This is a genomic window from Eubacteriaceae bacterium ES3 (assembly GCA_030586155.1).
GTDB lineage: Bacteria > Bacillota > Clostridia > Eubacteriales > Eubacteriaceae > Acetobacterium.
In genome coordinates, this window is sequence record CP130741.1 from 898,497 (window position 1) to 915,974 (window position 17,478).

Below are 17,478 nucleotides of genomic sequence, written 5' to 3' on the forward strand. Positions count from 1 at the left end.
ATTCAATGTTAAGAAGAAAAGTAAGCAGTATCTTTCTGACCATAGCGATGGTTTTAAGTGTCTTAAGTCCGGCGGTCAATGCAGCAACCCTGGATGAACAGTTGGAAGAAAGTCAGCAGAAGCAGGCAGAAGCACAATATCAGGTGGATCTGACACAATCTACCATTGACGGTATTGAAGCGGAGATTACTAAAGCAAATGAAGAAATTACCCGAATAAATGGTGTGATTGATGGTCTGACCGCGGAAATTAAAGCATTAGAAGAAAAAATTGCGAAAACAGAAGCAGAACTTGAAGTCATTCAGGAAAAATTGACCGAACAGGAAGATGCAATGAATGAACGGGTTCGAACCATGTATATGTATGGTAATGGCAGTATTCTGGAATTTTTGTTTAATGCCACTGATTTCTCAGATTTTATAACAAAAGTAGATATGTCCCGATATATTGTTGAATCTGATAAAGATTCTTTAGATGCTCTGGAAGCGACACGAAAAGAAATCGATGAGAAGAAAAAAAGCATCGAAGCTGATCGTGAGGCAGTTGTTGAAAAGAAAACCGAACAGGAGACAGCCTTAAGCCAACAGGAAAGTATAAAAGCACAGAAAGATGAGTTGCTGGCTCAGAACCAGGCCTTAATCGAACAATACAAGGCAATTGTAGATGCAGAAGCGACTAATGCTGCTAATATTCAGGCGCAGATTCAGGCTGCTCTGCAGCAGCAGGCTTCAAACGGTGGGAGCTATTCATTTACCCCGACTGAGGGGACCTATCAATGGCCAGTGCCGGGTTATTATCCGACAGCCAGCGATGATTTCTTTGGAACTCGACTTCACCCAATTTGGGGCACATACCTAACCCATTACGGCGTAGACTGTGCGGCCCCAAGCGGTACACCAATTCATGCGATGGGTAATGCGACAGTTATTTCGGCCGGATGGAACGGTGGATATGGAAATTGTGTAATTATTGACATGGGCAATGGTGTTCAGGCATTATATGGACACATGAGCAGTATTGCTGTCTCATCAGGACAAACAATATCAAAAGGTGATGTCGTTGGTTATGTCGGTTCAACCGGTGATTCTACAGGAGCTCATCTGCATTTTGGAGTCCTTCAAAACGGTAGTTATGTTGATCCTTTAGGATATTTTTAAGAGTAAAAATGTAGAATAATTTTAAAGAACAGGAGAAAGAATCATGATTCTTTCTCCTGTTTTGCGTGAAAAATGAAGCCGTGCGTAAGCTGTCGCCAATGATTTGTTTTGAAAGCGCGTTTTCAAAATAAATCATTGGCGACAGCTTACATAGGGCGAAGCCCGCGACGAGGTGAAGCATAGCGGAACCGAGTGCACGGTCTTACATAGGGCGAAGCCCGCGACGAGGTGAAGCGCAGCGAAACCGAGTGCACGGCCAAGTATAGGGCGAAGCCCGCGACGAGGCGCAGCAATCTCAATATAACAAACTGCAAATAAATTAATCAATAGGGTGATAAAGCATGGAAAAAAGCAATAAAAAGCGGTTTATCGTTGTTGTGGTCATTTTAGTACTGACAAATGTTTTTACTTTTGCCTTAGCAACTTCGGGCACTCTGATTTTTGGCAATCGGATGTTAATAACGGTAGATGATGAAGAAACTAAAAACGGAATTATCAAATTACTCGCATTAAAGAATCAGATCGAGGAAGAATACTATCATGATGTGGACAGCAATACTTTGATGGAAGGAGCGATTAAGGGAATGTTCGAAAGTCTGGATGATCCCTACAGCGCTTACTTTACACAAGAAGAATATAATTCATATTTAGCTTCTGCTACTGGGATATATGAAGGAATTGGTGTGGTGGTTACAGAGGATGAAGACCAGCATACCTTTGTGATAGCCCCCCAGAAAGGAACACCTGCTGACGATGCCGGAATTCAGACTGGTGATCAGATTATTGGTGTTGACGGTGAAGATGTAACAACACTAGGTGTTGATGAGGTCGTGTCAAGGGTACGAGGGCAGGCCGATACTCAGGTCACAATTACAATTGCCAGAGATGGTCAGGAATTGGACTTTACCCTGACGCGAAGCAGTATTGAAACTCTGACGGTTGATTCCAGAGTGATTGACGGGATTGGTTACATTCAAATTACTGAATTTGCATCCAATACAGCTGATGAGTTTAATTCACAACTTGATGAATTATTAAGTCAGAATATTAGAGGATTGGTGATTGATTTGCGATCAAACCCTGGCGGAAACGTTCAGATTGCAGTGGATATAGCTGATCGTTTGTTGGGTGAAACGATTGTCGTTTACACCGAAGATAAAGATGGAAACCGTACAGATTATAAGTCTGACGACACCGAACAACTGGATTTGCCAATGGCAGTACTGGTTGATGGAGGGTCTGCCAGTTCCTCGGAAATTCTGGCTGGAGCTCTGCAGGACACCCAGGCAGCCACATTAGTAGGAACGACCACTTATGGTAAGGGTGTTGTCCAAATCATCAAAGGGCTCGACGGCGAAGGGGGGTTTAAAGTAACTAACTCTGAATATTTTACGCCCAATGGGCGAAACATTCAGGGCATCGGTCTGGAGCCGGACGTAGTGATCGAAGCCAGTGATTATATGATGAATAACTATTTTACCGACGAAGAGGATGTTCAGTTACAAAAAGCTCTGGAAATAGTCAATCAGAAAATATCTTAATAAATTATAATCGTTCTTCATTATTAAAATATTTTGTGGTATAATCAACTACGCTGCAGTACAGATAGCGGAAATCATTGACAGACTTTAGCAGCTATGCTGCTGAAGCCTGTTTTATATTATTAGGGGAGGGTTAATGGAAGATACTAATAAAGCATTCAAGGTTATTTCTGAATATGAGCCCAAAGGAGATCAGGGCCAGGCGATTGAAAAAATCAGTAATGGCATTAATAAAGGTCTAAAATATCAGACACTGCTTGGTGTGACAGGTTCGGGGAAAACTTATACGATGGCTAAAGTCATTGAAGCGGTACAGAAACCGACCCTGGTTATTGCTCACAATAAAACACTGGCGGCTCAGTTGACAAATGAGTTTCGCAGTTTTTTCCCGGAAAACGCGGTGGAATACTTTGTCAGTTACTATGACTATTATCAGCCGGAAGCCTATGTACCCCATTCAGATCTTTATATTGAAAAGGATTCTTCAATTAATGATGAGATTGATAAGCTCAGGCATTCTGCCACGGCTTCTTTATTCGAAAGAAAAGATGTGATAGTGGTAGCCAGTGTGTCCTGTATCTATGGTCTGGGGAGTCCCATCGATTATGAAAATCTGGTTCTTTCCTTAAGACCGGGGATGGAAAAGGATCGTGATGCAATAATCAGGAAATTAGTGGATATTCAATATACCCGAAATGATATTGCCTTTGAGCGAAATAATTTCCGGGTTAGAGGAGATATTCTGGAAATTTTCCCTGCGGCATCTTCGGAGAAAGCAATCCGTCTGGAGTTTTTTGGCGATGAAATAGAGCGGATTACGGAAATCAATACTTTGACGGGAGAAATCTATGGAGAACTTAATCATGCCTCGATATTTCCAGCTTCCCACTACACCACAACACCGGAAAATCTAGAACGGGCAATCAAGGGAATTCAAGCTGAGGTCCGACAGCGATACGATGAATTCACAGAAAAGAATCAGTTAGTGGAAGCTCAGCGGATTCTTCAGCGGACTAATTATGATATCGAGATGCTTCGAGAAATGGGTTACTGTAACGGGATCGAGAACTATACCCGATATATCAATAATGCCCCTGTAGGTTCACCGCCCTATACCCTGATCGATTACTTTCCGGATGATTTTTTAATCTTTGCCGATGAGTCCCATGTATCCATACCTCAGATTGGGGGTATGTATGCGGGGGATCGCGCCCGTAAATCGAATCTGGTAGATTATGGTTTTCGACTGCCATCAGCTTATGATAACCGCCCTCTGAATTTTCAGGAATTTGAAGGCAAAATAAATCAAATCGTTTTTACATCAGCAACACCGGGCAATTATGAAAAAGAACATAGTCAGCAGGAAGTGGAACTGATTATCAGGCCTACCGGCCTAATTGATCCGGAGGTCATCATTCGACCGGTAACTGGGCAAATTGATGACTTGCTGGGGGAAATTCGCGAGAATACAAAAAAAGGCCACCGCAGCCTGGTAACTACGCTGACAAAACGAATGGCCGAAGACCTGACTGACTATCTCAACGAAAATGGTGAACGGGTGAATTATCTCCATTCTGACGTTGATACTATTGAACGAATGAAAATATTAAGAGATCTGCGAGTCGGTGAATTTGATGTCCTGGTAGGAATTAACCTCCTGCGTGAGGGTTTGGATTTGCCGGAAGTAGGATTAGTTGCGATTCTGGATGCCGACAAGGAAGGCTTTCTACGGTCGGAGACATCGCTGATCCAGACCATCGGCCGGGCAGCACGAAATCTTGATGGCCATGTTATAATGTATGCCGACAAAATTACGCCGTCGATGAAACGGGCTATTGATGAAACCAACCGGCGACGTAAAATTCAAAGTGAGTATAATCTGGTTCATGGAATAACACCGGAATCGGTAAAAAAAGAGATTCATGAGATTATTGAGGCGACTAAAGTGGCTGAGGAGCCCGCGGCTTATGAAGTGAAAATGGATCCTCATGAACTTGCTGATCTGATTAAAAATTTGGAAGCGGAAATGCTTTCAGCCGCAGAAGCGCTGGAATTTGAAAAAGCGGCACAGATACGTGATGAAATTTCACGCTTAAAGAAAGTTGAGTAATATGAAATACATTGAAATAAAAGGTGCAAAAGAACACAATTTAAAGAATATTGACTTGAAAATCCCCCGTGACCAGTTAGTGGTTCTGACTGGTCTCAGTGGTTCGGGCAAGTCTTCATTGGCATTTGATACCATTTATGCGGAAGGACAGAGACGATATGTGGAGTCTTTATCCTCTTATGCCAGACAGTTTTTAGGACAGACACAAAAGCCTGATGTTGAAAGTATTGACGGCTTGTCACCAGCCATTTCTATTGATCAGAAAACAACTAATCGAAATCCCCGTTCGACAGTCGGAACAGTGACGGAGATCTATGATTATTTTCGGTTATTATATGCTCGAATTGGGATTCCGCACTGTCCAAAATGCGGAAAGCCAATCCAATCTCAAACAGTGGACCAGATTGTTGATACAATTCTTGCCTATCCTGAAAAAACCAAATACCAGATTCTTTCACCGATTGTCAGAAGTGAAAAAGGTCAGCACAAAAAAACCCTTGAGATGATCAGAAAAGAAGGCTTTCTTCGACTTATAGTCGATGGTGAAGCAATGGAAGTAACCGATGAGATAGAACTGGATAAAAACAGGAAGCACAGCATTGAAATCGTCGTAGACCGTCTGATTGCCAAAGAAGGAATCAGAAAGCGTCTGACTGATTCGGTGGAGACAGCACTTAAACATGCAAATGGAATGGTAATTGCTCAGATTATCGACGGAGAATCACATCTTTTCAGTGAAAAGCTGGCCTGCCCTGACTGTAAAATTGCCATGGACGTCCTGGAACCAAGAACCTTTTCCTTTAATAATCCTTTTGGAATGTGTCCTGATTGTCATGGCTTGGGTTTTCACCGGGAAATTGATCCGGATCTGCTGATTCCAGATAAAAGATTATCGATTTCTGGTGGCGCGATTAAGTTCTTTGGCTTAAAAAGCGATTCTAAGTATTATTATAACCTTGTAAAAGCATTGGCTGAACAACATGATTTTTCAATGGATACTCCTATAGCAGAGGCTCCGGAAGCTTTTATAAATGAGCTTCTTTATGGAAGTGAAAAAGAGCTGGAAATTGCCTACGAAGGAAAATTTTCAGGCACCTACACTTCAAAATTCGAAGGTCTGATTCATAACATGGAAAGACGTTATATGGAAACCACTTCTGAACGGATGCGGATGCTGATTAACAAGTATATGTCGGAAATTCCCTGTCCTACTTGCAAAGGCAAACGCTTAAATCCAACCAGCCTGGCGGTGACCGTCCAGGATAAAAATATTATTGAGCTGACGGATATGTCAGTGGGGAATTTACTTTGTTTTTTTTCAGGTTTGGAGTTGACAGAAACTGAACGCCTGATCGGAGAGTCGATTTTTGCGGAAATTAATGCTCGTCTTCAGTTTTTGTCCAATGTGGGGCTGGAATATCTGACCCTTTCACGCAACGCTGGAACTTTGTCAGGTGGCGAATCACAGCGAATTCGTCTGGCGACCCAGATTGGGTCCGGTCTGGTAGGTGTACTTTATGTTCTTGATGAGCCCAGTATAGGTTTGCATCAGCGGGATAATCAGAAACTCTTAAAGACGCTGCGTCGACTGACTGATTTGGGGAATACACTGATTGTCGTGGAGCACGATGAGGAAACCATGGAAGAGGCCGACCATATCGTGGATATTGGGCCAGGACCTGGTGTTCACGGCGGTCAGGTAGTTGCTCAGGGAAGCCTTGAGGACATTATGAAAAATCCGGAGTCGATGACCGGACAGTATTTATGTGGGAAGAAATTTATTCCTCTGCCGGATAAACGTCGGGAAGGCAACGGTCAGGCGATAAAAATTACCGGTGCCAGCCAAAATAATTTAAAGAATCTGACGATTTCCTTTCCTCTTGGTAAAATGGTTTGTGTAACCGGCGTATCCGGTTCGGGGAAAAGCACCCTGGTAAATGAAATTCTTTATAAAGGATTGGCACAGCACTTGTCAAGGTCCATTAAGAAGCCTGGGAAATTTAAAGCGATGGAAGGGATTGATGCCATCGATAAAGTGATTGATATCGATCAGTCTCCAATCGGGCGAACTCCAAGATCCAACCCGGCAACCTATACCGGTATCTTTGATTTGATTCGTGATCTTTTTGCCCGGCTTCCAGAAGCGAAGACAAGGGGTTACAAGAAAGGGCGCTTTAGTTTTAATGTTAAAGGCGGTCGTTGTGAAAAGTGTAGTGGTGACGGGATTTTAAAAATTGAAATGCACTTTTTACCGGATGTTTATGTGCCCTGCGAAGTTTGTGGTGGTAAGCGCTATAATCGTGAAACACTGGAAGTGAAGTATAAAGGTAAAAATATTGCTGATGTGCTGGATATGACGGTTGAAGAAGCATTGGAGTTTTTCAAAAATTTGCCGCGGATACGGACGAAACTTCAGACCTTAAATGATGTGGGACTCAGCTATCTGAAGTTGGGTCAGCCTTCACCCCAGTTATCCGGTGGCGAAGCGCAGCGGATCAAGTTGGCAACTGAACTCAGCAAACAAAATACTGGAAAAACATTATATATTTTGGATGAACCAACAACTGGACTTCATATTGCTGATGTCCATCGCTTGGTCGAGGTTTTGCATCGTCTGGCTGACAGTGGCAGTACCGTTGTAATAATCGAACATCAGTTGGATGTGATTAAAGTCGCAGACCATCTAATCGATTTGGGACCGGAAGGTGGAGATGCTGGAGGAACTATTGTGGCGACAGGGACTCCTGAGGAAGTTGCTGGCGTTGAATCATCGTATACTGGACAATATCTCAAAAAGCTGATTAACAAAGGATAATGTCTGAATCAAGCAATGTTATGAATTCTAAAAGCTGTTATGGAAAACTGATTAAGTTTAGTTTTTCCTGACAGTTTTTTCAGTTTTACAAATATTTTCGTTATACGAAGGTGAACAGACTTTTTTTAAAATTATGACAATTGGATGTTTGCAGGCTTGATTTACTGCAAATATTTTAATGGTTTAAGAAAAAGTTAAAAAAAACCTGATGTTAGAAAAATCTAATTGACAATGGTTTTCAATAAGAGTATACTAAACCTAACAAATTAACTAGGATTTGTAAAACGACAGAAGATGAGGAAATCCATATGGGAACGCTAAAAGATTTAAAACCAGGTCAAAAAGGTTGTGTTCATTGTATTACGGTAGAAGGTCTGATGCGCCGGAAACTGATGGATATGGGTGTTACACCGGGTGTTGAGATTGAAGTGAATAAAACGGCACCGCTTGGAGATCCCATAGAAATTCGGCTTAGAAGTTATTCTTTAAGTCTTCGTAAAGAAGATGCACAGAATATTCATATATCGTAATAAAATAAGTAAACCATTGAACCCACTACCGTTTCGGTGGTGGGTTCGTCAGTGAAAGAGGATGACATGAATTATAATGTGGCATTGGTGGGGAACCCGAACTCAGGAAAAACAACATTATTCAATTGTCTGACAGGCAGTAATCTCTATGTCGGCAATTGGCCGGGCGTTACCGTCGAAAAAAAAGAAGGCAGGATCAGGAATTCCAAAGAAGTCATCAATCTGGTCGATTTGCCGGGGATTTATTCCCTGGCACCTTATTCGATGGATGAAATTGTTACAAGAAACTATATTTTGGAAGAAAAACCAGATCTGATCATAAACATAATCGATGCTTCAAATATTGAGCGCAATCTTTATCTGACCACCCAGCTGATGGAATTGGGATGCCCGATTCTTAGCGCACTTAACATGATGGATGTGGTTGAAAAAAAAGGGATCGAGTTGGAGATATCCCAATTGGAAGCCGCTTTTGGCATTCCATTTGTAAAGATATCGGCACAGAAAGAAACTGGGATTCAGGCACTGATAACAAATATGGAAAGTATGCTCAAGCAAGGTGGAAAAAGCCATTATCCCAGTGTTTTTCCAGAAGAGATAAAAAAATCATTGGAGGTCTTTGATCAAGCGTTAAAAGATCAGTTTCCTCAAATATTACCCGATACGCCACCGGTTTTTAGGGCTGTTAAACTGGCTGAAAAAGATGAAGAACTGCTGACCCATTTTTCAGAGAATCAGGATTTGATTGAACTGATTGATAAAGTTAGAGAAGAAATTACCGCTTATTCGGGGCAGGATGTTGATTCGACAATTGCTGATTACCGTTATCGATTCATTACTGATAAAGTAAAAGGTGCAAGTCATTCGACAAGAGACAATCAGATTTCCTTTCAGGATCGGTTGGATAAAGTCTTAATGAACCGTTTCGCGGCACTTCCGATTTTTTTTCTGATTATGTTTATTATTTACTATGTCTCTATCACCCTGGTCGGTGAGGTTACTATTGGCCTGATCGAAACTTTTATTAATGATGTGGTTGTCGTCTTGGTAAACAATCTTTTATTAGCAGTTGGGGCAGCTGATTGGCTGAATTCGCTGATTAATGATGGAATAGTTGCCGGTGTAGGTGCAGTTCTGACTTTTATACCACAGCTTTTCGTATTATTTATTTTTATTGCTTTGCTTGAAGACAGCGGCTATATGTCGCGAGTGGCATTTATGATGGACCGTGTATTTCGCCGTTTTGGATTATCTGGAAAATCATTTATACCATTGGTGGTGGGTTTGGGCTGCTCGGTTCCTGGCATTATGGCCTCCCGTACTCTGGAAAATGAAAGAGAACGAAAATTAACAGCTGTTGTCACGCCTTTCGTGTCGTGCGGAGCAAAAATGCCGGTTTATGTGCTGATGGGCTCTGTTTTCTTTACCACATATCAATCGATAATGGTTTTTGGCCTTTATTTGGTCAGTTTGCTGACCGTTTTTCTTTCTGCTTTTATATTGTCAAAAACCTGGTTTAGGGGGGCCCGTTCCTCATACCTGCTTGAACTGCCGCCTTACCGGATTCCCAAGCTAAAAAACACCATGTCACAAGTTTGGGAACGGATAAAAGAGTTTTTTGTTCGAGCAGGAACGATTATTTTTGCAGCGTCAGTAGTTCTATGGTTTTTACAGAGCTTTACTCCTGGACTGACAATGGTATCGGCAGCTGATGAAAGCATCTTAGCCGGATTGGGTAAACTGATCGCACCAATCTTTACCCCTTTAGGATTTGGTAATTGGGTTGCATCAGTATCACTGCTTTCGGGGATGGCGGCCAAAGAGATGATTATCTCGACGATGAGTGTTCTCTTATCCGGGGCTGAAGGTAGTTTTACGTTGTCAATTGGCAGTTTATTTACCCAGGCTTCGGCCTTTAGTTTTATGATTTTTGTACTATTGGCGTCCCCTTGTATGGCCGCCATAGCCACCATGAAAAAAGAATTGGGGAATTGGCGCGACTTTTTATTTGCTCTGGCATATCAGATGGGAATGGCTTATCTGGTGGCTCTGCTTGCTTATCAGGTTTTAAGTCGGCTATTGGTCTAAATACAGATATTTGCAATAATAGCGTGGTAGATTTAAAAGGTTTTTAAAGAGATTAACAGCAAAGGAGAAAGTAATGGCAACATTTTTAATTGCAGCAGTAATTATTGGCTCAGCGGCATATATTTTAGTGAGAAAATTTGTGAAAATGAAAAATGGCGATTTCTCCTGTGAGGGTTGTAAAGGTGGAGCCTGTTCAAGCTGTTCAGCGGGCGATAAGAAAAAGCATTAATTTGTCTGGTGCCTTATAAAAAAATTATTTGACCAGAACAAGATGAGATATGATTAAGGTCAGGAGCAATCTTTGAGAACAATAAAAAAGCAGGATTTGTATTTTTCTTTGGGATACAGTCCTGCATTTTTAAGTTGCATAAAGATGAATACCTTGTTAAACAGATTGCCATGTCAGAAACAGGTGAAAGCTGAAATCAAGATTCAGGTGGTACAATAACTGTTAAAGTCAATTGAGTCGTATTTGCGTTTTAACAAGTCCCTGGCTTCTTTTAAAATTTCTTTTTCGGTGAGAGGAAGTCTTATCTCACGAATTTCGATAATTTTAAAAGGATCGTTAGTTGCAGATTTCGTCAATGTGTAGCCACCATAAATTTTGGGGACGATTTTCACCTCGTAGTTTCCAAAAGAAATCACGGTACTAATGCCATCTTTGGTCGTTTTTTCAAACATTGATAACACTTCCTTTCATTAAGATTTAAGTAGTAATATTATACCAAAATCAGCAGGGAAATAAACAAAAAAATTTAAAAAAAGAATGAATTAAGAATTATTATTGATAAGGACAGATATGTACGATCGAAGTAAATTAAAAGACCTGCCCCAGACACCAGGGGTCTATCTGATGAAAAATGAGAACAAAGAAATAATCTATGTGGGAAAGGCTATCAATTTAAGAAATCGTGTTCGCCAGTATTTTCAATCCCGCCACGAAAGTAATTCAAAGACAGCGGTTTTAGTTTCTCATATAGCTGAGATTGAAACGATTGTGACGGATTCGGAGATGGAAGCTCTGATCCTCGAATCCAATCTGATCAAACAGCATCGTCCGCGATATAATATTCTACTAAAGGATGATAAGAATTACCCATGGATTCGAGTAACTTTAAATGAAGACTATCCCAAAATAGTAATGACAAGAAGTTATAAAAAGGATGGCAGTCGATACTTCGGACCGTTTACCAGCGCTGCAGCGGTTAAGAATACGATTGAGGCGGTTTCCCGAGTTTATCCTTTAAAAACCTGCAATCGCTTTATTCAGTATGGCAAAAAAACTGGTCGTCCTTGTCTTAACTATCATATCGGTCAGTGTCAGGGACCATGCCAGGGAAAACTCCCACCTGAAAAATACAAAGAAAATATCGATGCAATATTGGATATTTTAAATGGACATTATACGGAACTGATTGATAATTTGCAGGGAAAAATGAAATCATCAGCAATCGCTCAGGACTATGAAAATGCGGCAAAATATCGTGACCAGATTGAAGGAATTAAGCACATAGCCCAGAAACAGAAAATAACCAGTGGTAACCAGCAGGATCAGGATTTTATAAACCTTGCCTTAGATGGTGAGCAGGCTTGTTTTCAGGTTTTCCATGTCCGGGAAGGAAAACTTTTGGGACGTGACCCGTTTTTCCTAAGCGGGATAGGTGATGAAAGTGAAGCAGAAATTGTTGCAAGTTTTCTAAAACAGTATTATGTCAACTGCGGATTTATTCCTAAAGAAATAATCATAAAACATGAACCGGAATCATTAGAAGCCCTTTTAGACTGGCTGTCAGAATTGGCTGGCCGAAAAATCACCATCACCATTCCGCAGCGGGGACAAAAAGTGAAAATGCTGGAAATGGTTCAGGAAAACGCGGAAATTGCTTTAAAACAAAGATTCCTTGAGTTAGCTCAGCGAGAAAATAGAAAAATGGATCGCATGCAGGAATTAGCTGAATTTTTAAAGTTGTCAGAATTGCCGGTTCGAATTGAAGCATATGATATTTCCAATATTGCTGGCTCCAGCAATGTTGGTGGGATGGTTGTTTTTACCGACGGAAAATTGGATAAAAAGGCTTGCCGACGTTTTAAAATAAAATCTGTTGATGGACAAAACGATTATGCAAGTATGCAGGAGATGCTCTTCAGACGACTGGAAAGAGCTCAAAAGGGTGGCGAAAATAATGGTTTTCTGCCCCTTCCACAGGTGATGATGATGGACGGTGGACAAGGTCATGTCAATGCAGCCAAAGCTATTATTTCGATGTATCCCTTTGATATTGTAGTTTGTGGCTTAGTTAAAGATGACCAGCACCGCTTGCGCGGAGTCTATAAAGATAATACAGAGTTGCTGGTTAAAAAAGCCAGTACTATTGGGGTATTTCTTAATGAAATTTCTGAGGAAGTTCATCGTTATGCGATTGGGTATCATAAAATATTAAGAAAAAAGGAAATGCTGGCTTCAGTTCTTGAGGAGATTCCCGGAGTTGGTGAAAAAAGACGAAAAGCTTTGATGTTTCATTTTGGCCGTTTGGAAAATATTAAAAAAGCAACACTGGAAGAACTAACCGGTGTTTCGGGAATGAATCAGAAACTGGCCCAGGCAGTGTATGATTTTTTTCATCGCGATGCATGAAAAGACTTTAATCAGGAGAAGTTTTGCGGTAGAATAAATGAGCGGATTAATCAGTTTAAAAAGAATAAGAAGGGTGAGTCAGATGAAAGGAAAAGTCAGTCTGGATGAATTCAGCAATGAATTGTGTCTGGAAAAAATATACTGTCCTGGAGATGAATTGGATCTACTGGGCAGTGGGATCAACCGTCCGGGATTACAATTGCACGGTTTTTATGAACATTTTGATCCTAATCGGATTCAGGTGATCGGAAAAGTGGAAATGTCATATTTAATGGCGCTGGATGAAGAAACAAGAAACCGGAAAATCGATGATTTTTTTGCTTACGATTTTCCCTGCTTTATTGTTTGCTGGGAGCTTGATGAAGCTGAGATTTTCATCCCATTTGCGGAAAAATACGGTCGTTATCTATTTAGAAGTCGTGAGCGGACGACCTCGATTTTTTATCATCTGGTGAGTTTTCTGGACCAGCTTTTGGCTCCGACGATCAGTCTGCATGGTGTGCTGGTCGAAGTATTTGGTGTAGGTGTATTGATTATGGGGCCCAGTGGGATTGGTAAGAGTGAAACCGCTCTGGAAATAGTTAAAAGGGGACATTGCCTGATTGCCGATGATGTGGTTGAAGTCAAAAGAATTCGTGACTCATACTTAATGGGAACGGCACCGGAACTTTTGCAGCATTTTATGGAGATTAGGGGAATTGGTATTATAGATGTAAAAACTCTTTTCGGAGCCCAGGCGATCAAGCGGGTAGTAGAGATTGATATGGTAATAAAACTGGAAAATTGGGATGAACGCTCCCCTTATGATCGATTGGGGCTGGATGAACAGACCATGGATATTCTGGGGATGGATGTACCGCAAGTTATGATTCCGGTTTCCAGCGGCAGAAATCTTTCCAGTATCATTGAAACGGCGGCGATCAACAATCGAACTAAACAATACGGATATCATTCGGCCCAGGTATTTTGCGATCGGATAACTGATTTTAATGATGAAGAAGTGAAACGTCGCGAGAAGATTAAGAATTAAGAATAAGAAAAGGAAGAAAATTTTGAGAAATTACGTTTTAGACGCCCACACCCATACCTTAGCTTGCGGACATGCTTACAATACACTAATGGAACTGATTGAAATGGCGGCACAAAAAAATCTGGAGATGATCTGTCTCACTGAGCATGCACCAGCCTTACCTGGCGCGCCCAACGCGCTTTTTTTTGCAAACTACCGGGTTATCCCCAGTGTAATCAAAAATGTGAAGCTTTTAAAAGGGATTGAGAGTAATATTTTAGATGTTGACGGTAATACAGATATTCCCACAGCCTTCTTAGATTCCATTGAAATTCGTTCGGCTTCGCTGCATACTCCGACATTTAAACCTTTATCTAAAAGTGAAAATACTAGTGCGGTATTAGGTGCTATTGAAAATCCGGAAGTTGATTTTATTTGTCATCTGGGTAATCCAACTTATGAACTGGACTATGAAGCGATCTTACAGGAAGCAAAAAAGCATAATACTCTCATCGAGATTAATAATGCGTCATTTTTTGTCAGAAGTGGATCCAAGCCCAATTGCACCTGGATAGCTAATCGTTGCAAGGAACTGGAAATTCCAGTAATTATCGGCAGTGATACACATTTTGCTTCGGATATTGGTGCGTTTCCTTATGTTGATCAATTACTGAATGAGGTTGGATTCCCTGATGAACTGATCATAAACCTTGAAACAAAAAGGCTGATCGATCATCTTGAAGCAAAGGGAAGAAAATTATTTAAAGATCCCCGGGATGCAGCTAGAGAATTGTTTTCCCAATAAATTTATGGTAAACTGTCAGTGGAATATTAAATTCATCACACCTTTATTCAAATTCATTAGAAAAGTCAGCGTAAAGCGAATATGAAAGGAGAGCATGGTGAAGATAAAAATTTTGACTGATTCAGCCTGCGATATCCTCAAAGAGGATCAGGAAAATTTAGATATTGAAATAATACCGGTTTACGTCACTCAGGAGGATGAAACCTATCGGGATGGAATTGATATTACTCCTGAAGAAGTATATGAGCAAATGAGACAGGGAACGGTCTTTAAAACCTCACAGATTCCTTATGGAGATTTTGTTAAGCGATTTGAAGAACTGATTCTAGAGAAACAGCCCTTTATCTATCTGGCCTTCTCCAGTGGCTTGTCTGGGACCTATCAGGCAGCAGCTCTGGCAGAACGTGATCTCAAGGAAAAATACCCGGAGGCAGTCTTTAAAGTTTTTGACACACGGGCAGTTTGTTATGGTCTGGGTCTAATTGCTTATGCGGTAGCGCTTGCTGCTTCTAAAGGCGAAACAATGGATCAGCTTACGAAACGGATCGAATATTACAGTCAGCATATCAGACATGTTTTTACTGTGACAGACCTCTCATATCTTTATCGAGGTGGACGTTTAAATAAAAGTACTGCCATCATCGGCAATATGCTGCATATTAATCCTCTCCTTGAAGTGAGTGAAACCGGAGAACTGAAACAGATTGACAAGGTACGGGGTGATAAAAAACTATTAAAGGAAATGGTGGATTATCTGGAACAAAATGGCGATGATTTTGAACATCAGACCATTGGCATCAGTCATGCGGATAATCCCAAATTATTGGAAGGCTTTGTTAAGATGGCGGGAAAACGCCTGAATACAGATAAATTTAAAATCGTGACACTTGGTGCAACAGTGGGGACACATTCAGGGCCGGGAACACTTGCCGTGTTCTTTTTTGATGAATACGCTGACTGGGCGAGAGTGGAATAATGGATTAGGAGAAACATGTTAGAGAAATTAGATTTTTTGGCAGAAAAATATGCTGAGCTAAATGACAAGATCAGTGATCCGGCAGTAATTGCCGACCAGAATTTATGGAAAAAGCTGGTTAAGGAACATGCACATATTGAACCGATCATTCAAAAGTACAATGAATATACACAAGTACTTTCAGGGATTGAGGATGCCAGAGAAATGCTGGCGGATAAGCAGTTGGATAAGGAATTGCGGGAAATGGCCGAAATGGAAGATGAAGAGCTTTCTGAGAAAAAGGCTGTTTTAGAAGAGGAATTGCGAGTATTATTGCTGCCGAAAGATCCCAATGATGACAAAAACGTTATTGTTGAAATTCGGGCTGGTGCTGGCGGGAGTGAAGCAGCTTTATTTGCCGGTGACCTGTTCCGGATGTTTACCAGATATGCCGAGCGACAGGGCTGGAAAAGCGAAATTATGTCTTCAAACATTCCGGATATTGGCGGGATCAAGGAAATTATTTTTCTAATTGAAGGGAATGGTGCCTACAGTCGGCTTAAATATGAGAGCGGAGTACACCGGGTACAGCGAATTCCAACAACAGAATCAGGCGGACGAATTCATACTTCAACAGCTACTGTGGCAGTTTTACCGGAGGCTGAAGACGTGGAAATAGAAGTTAACGCCAATGATCTGCGGGTGGATGTTTATCGTTCTTCTGGAAATGGAGGTCAGAGTGTAAATACTACTGATTCTGCCGTGCGAATTACCCACGAACCGACCGGTCTGGTTGTAACCTGTCAGGACGAAAAGTCCCAGTTGAAAAATAAAGAGAAGGCTTTAAAAATCTTAAAGGCCAGATTATTTGAGATTGAGCAGCAGAAACAGGCCAGTGAAATTGCAGAAAACCGAAAAAGTCAGGTTGGAAGTGGAGACCGAAGTGAACGGATTCGGACCTACAATTTTCCTCAGGGAAGAATTTCCGATCATCGTATTGGTTTGACTGTTTATCAATTGGAAGCATTTCTTGACGGTGATATTGACGAAATGATTAATGCCTTGACGACCAGTGATCAGGCGGCAAAATTAAAACAGAATGTCTAATTCAGGTGGGTCTTTTTTGAACCCTTTAATTCTGTAAAAACTTGAAAAAGATAAAGATCAGTTTATTTTACTGGTCTTTTTTTTATCTTTATTTTAATTTAGTATAAAGTACCGGTAAAAATTTGACTTTTATTGACAGTGGCACTTTTAATCAGTAGAATGGAATGGATACTAGAAGGAGACAATTAAAATTGTCCAAAAGGAGAGCTAAATGAAGAAAGTATATGTAAAAGATCAATCTGCCTGTGTGGCCTGTCTTGCCTGTGAAATGGCCTGTTCAACTGCTTTTTATAAACAGTATGATCCGGAATTGACTTGTGTCAAAGTGACAGAGAAAAATGATGGCAGTCTGAAAACTTTAGTTTGTGTACAGTGTGGAAAATGTGCAAAATCTTGTGAAGCAGGTGCAATTACCCAGAATAAATTTGGGGTTTATATGATTAATAAAAAACTTTGCGTAAATTGCGGGAAATGTGTGGAAGCCTGTCCATTTGGTGTGCTGGTTAAATCAGAAGATAAAGATGTGCCTTCTAAATGCATTGCGTGTGGAATCTGTGTAACGGCTTGTCCGCAAGATGTACTGGAAATTAAAGAAGCATAAAAGGATAATTATTTCATTATCATCAAACCCGATTATAGAGTTTTAATCTATAATCGGGTTTGTTTTGTATTAGCAGTATTCTATATAATATCATTTTCAATATACAGATAAGTTAGGAATTTGTA

Annotated in this window: 14 protein-coding genes; 13 read left to right on the plus strand and 1 reads right to left on the minus strand. The window is 40.9% G+C overall.

The window, feature by feature from the left end; genetic code table 11:
• Positions 1-5 precede the first annotated feature (5 nt).
• The 7 genes from Q5O24_04120 to Q5O24_04150 all read left to right on the plus strand — a co-directional run bounded on the left by Q5O24_04120 (position 6) and on the right by Q5O24_04150 (position 10,470).
• Complete coding sequence (locus tag Q5O24_04120) at positions 6-1,157, plus strand: peptidoglycan DD-metalloendopeptidase family protein (GenBank protein WKY48509.1); 1,152 nt, start codon at positions 6-8, stop codon at positions 1,155-1,157.
• 341 nt (positions 1,158-1,498) lie between these two features.
• Complete coding sequence (locus Q5O24_04125) at positions 1,499-2,698, plus strand: S41 family peptidase (protein ID WKY48510.1); 1,200 nt, start codon at positions 1,499-1,501, stop codon at positions 2,696-2,698.
• 136 nt (positions 2,699-2,834) lie between these two features.
• Positions 2,835-4,808 carry an excinuclease ABC subunit UvrB gene (uvrB, locus tag Q5O24_04130; protein WKY48511.1) on the plus strand — a complete coding sequence of 658 codons (1,974 nt, stop codon included), beginning with the start codon at positions 2,835-2,837 and terminating at the stop codon, positions 4,806-4,808.
• A 1-nt stretch (position 4,809) separates the two neighbouring features.
• On the plus strand, positions 4,810-7,623 hold the full coding sequence (uvrA, locus tag Q5O24_04135) for an excinuclease ABC subunit UvrA (protein WKY48512.1): 2,814 nt from the start codon (positions 4,810-4,812) through the stop codon (positions 7,621-7,623).
• 308 nt (positions 7,624-7,931) lie between these two features.
• Complete coding sequence (locus tag Q5O24_04140) at positions 7,932-8,153, plus strand: FeoA family protein (GenBank protein ID WKY48513.1); 222 nt, start codon at positions 7,932-7,934, stop codon at positions 8,151-8,153.
• A 66-nt stretch (positions 8,154-8,219) separates the two neighbouring features.
• Positions 8,220-10,241, plus strand: a complete 2,022-nt coding sequence (gene feoB / locus Q5O24_04145; GenBank protein WKY48514.1) for a ferrous iron transport protein B — start codon at positions 8,220-8,222, stop codon at positions 10,239-10,241.
• Between the two features lie 73 nt (positions 10,242-10,314).
• Entirely contained in the window at positions 10,315-10,470 is a 156-nt protein-coding gene (locus tag Q5O24_04150) for a FeoB-associated Cys-rich membrane protein (GenBank protein ID WKY48515.1), read from the plus strand.
• Between the two features lie 203 nt (positions 10,471-10,673).
• Here the strand turns inward: Q5O24_04150 and Q5O24_04155 are convergent, their stop codons facing one another.
• Positions 10,674-10,922: a hypothetical protein gene (locus Q5O24_04155; protein WKY48516.1), complete on the minus strand. Its 249-nt coding sequence runs from the start codon at positions 10,920-10,922 to the stop codon at positions 10,674-10,676.
• 118 nt (positions 10,923-11,040) lie between these two features.
• Between Q5O24_04155 and uvrC the strand changes: the two genes are divergently transcribed.
• From uvrC to Q5O24_04185, 6 genes are all read left to right on the plus strand, one after another.
• Positions 11,041-12,876: an excinuclease ABC subunit UvrC gene (uvrC, locus tag Q5O24_04160; GenBank protein ID WKY48517.1), complete on the plus strand. Its 1,836-nt coding sequence runs from the start codon at positions 11,041-11,043 to the stop codon at positions 12,874-12,876.
• 82 nt (positions 12,877-12,958) lie between these two features.
• The gene (hprK, locus tag Q5O24_04165; protein WKY48518.1) at positions 12,959-13,906 is read left to right on the plus strand and encodes an HPr(Ser) kinase/phosphatase; all 948 of its coding nucleotides are present in this window, start codon (positions 12,959-12,961) and stop codon (positions 13,904-13,906) included.
• 22 nt (positions 13,907-13,928) lie between these two features.
• Positions 13,929-14,690 carry a phosphatase gene (locus Q5O24_04170; GenBank protein ID WKY48519.1) on the plus strand — a complete coding sequence of 254 codons (762 nt, stop codon included), beginning with the start codon at positions 13,929-13,931 and terminating at the stop codon, positions 14,688-14,690.
• A 97-nt stretch (positions 14,691-14,787) separates the two neighbouring features.
• The gene (locus tag Q5O24_04175) at positions 14,788-15,666 is read left to right on the plus strand and encodes a DegV family protein (GenBank protein ID WKY48520.1); all 879 of its coding nucleotides are present in this window, start codon (positions 14,788-14,790) and stop codon (positions 15,664-15,666) included.
• A 15-nt stretch (positions 15,667-15,681) separates the two neighbouring features.
• Positions 15,682-16,752, plus strand: coding sequence for a peptide chain release factor 1 (gene prfA / locus Q5O24_04180; protein WKY48521.1), 1,071 nt, complete (start codon positions 15,682-15,684; stop codon positions 16,750-16,752).
• Between the two features lie 211 nt (positions 16,753-16,963).
• Positions 16,964-17,353, plus strand: coding sequence for a 4Fe-4S binding protein (locus tag Q5O24_04185; GenBank protein ID WKY48522.1), 390 nt, complete (start codon positions 16,964-16,966; stop codon positions 17,351-17,353).
• Positions 17,354-17,478 lie beyond the last annotated feature (125 nt).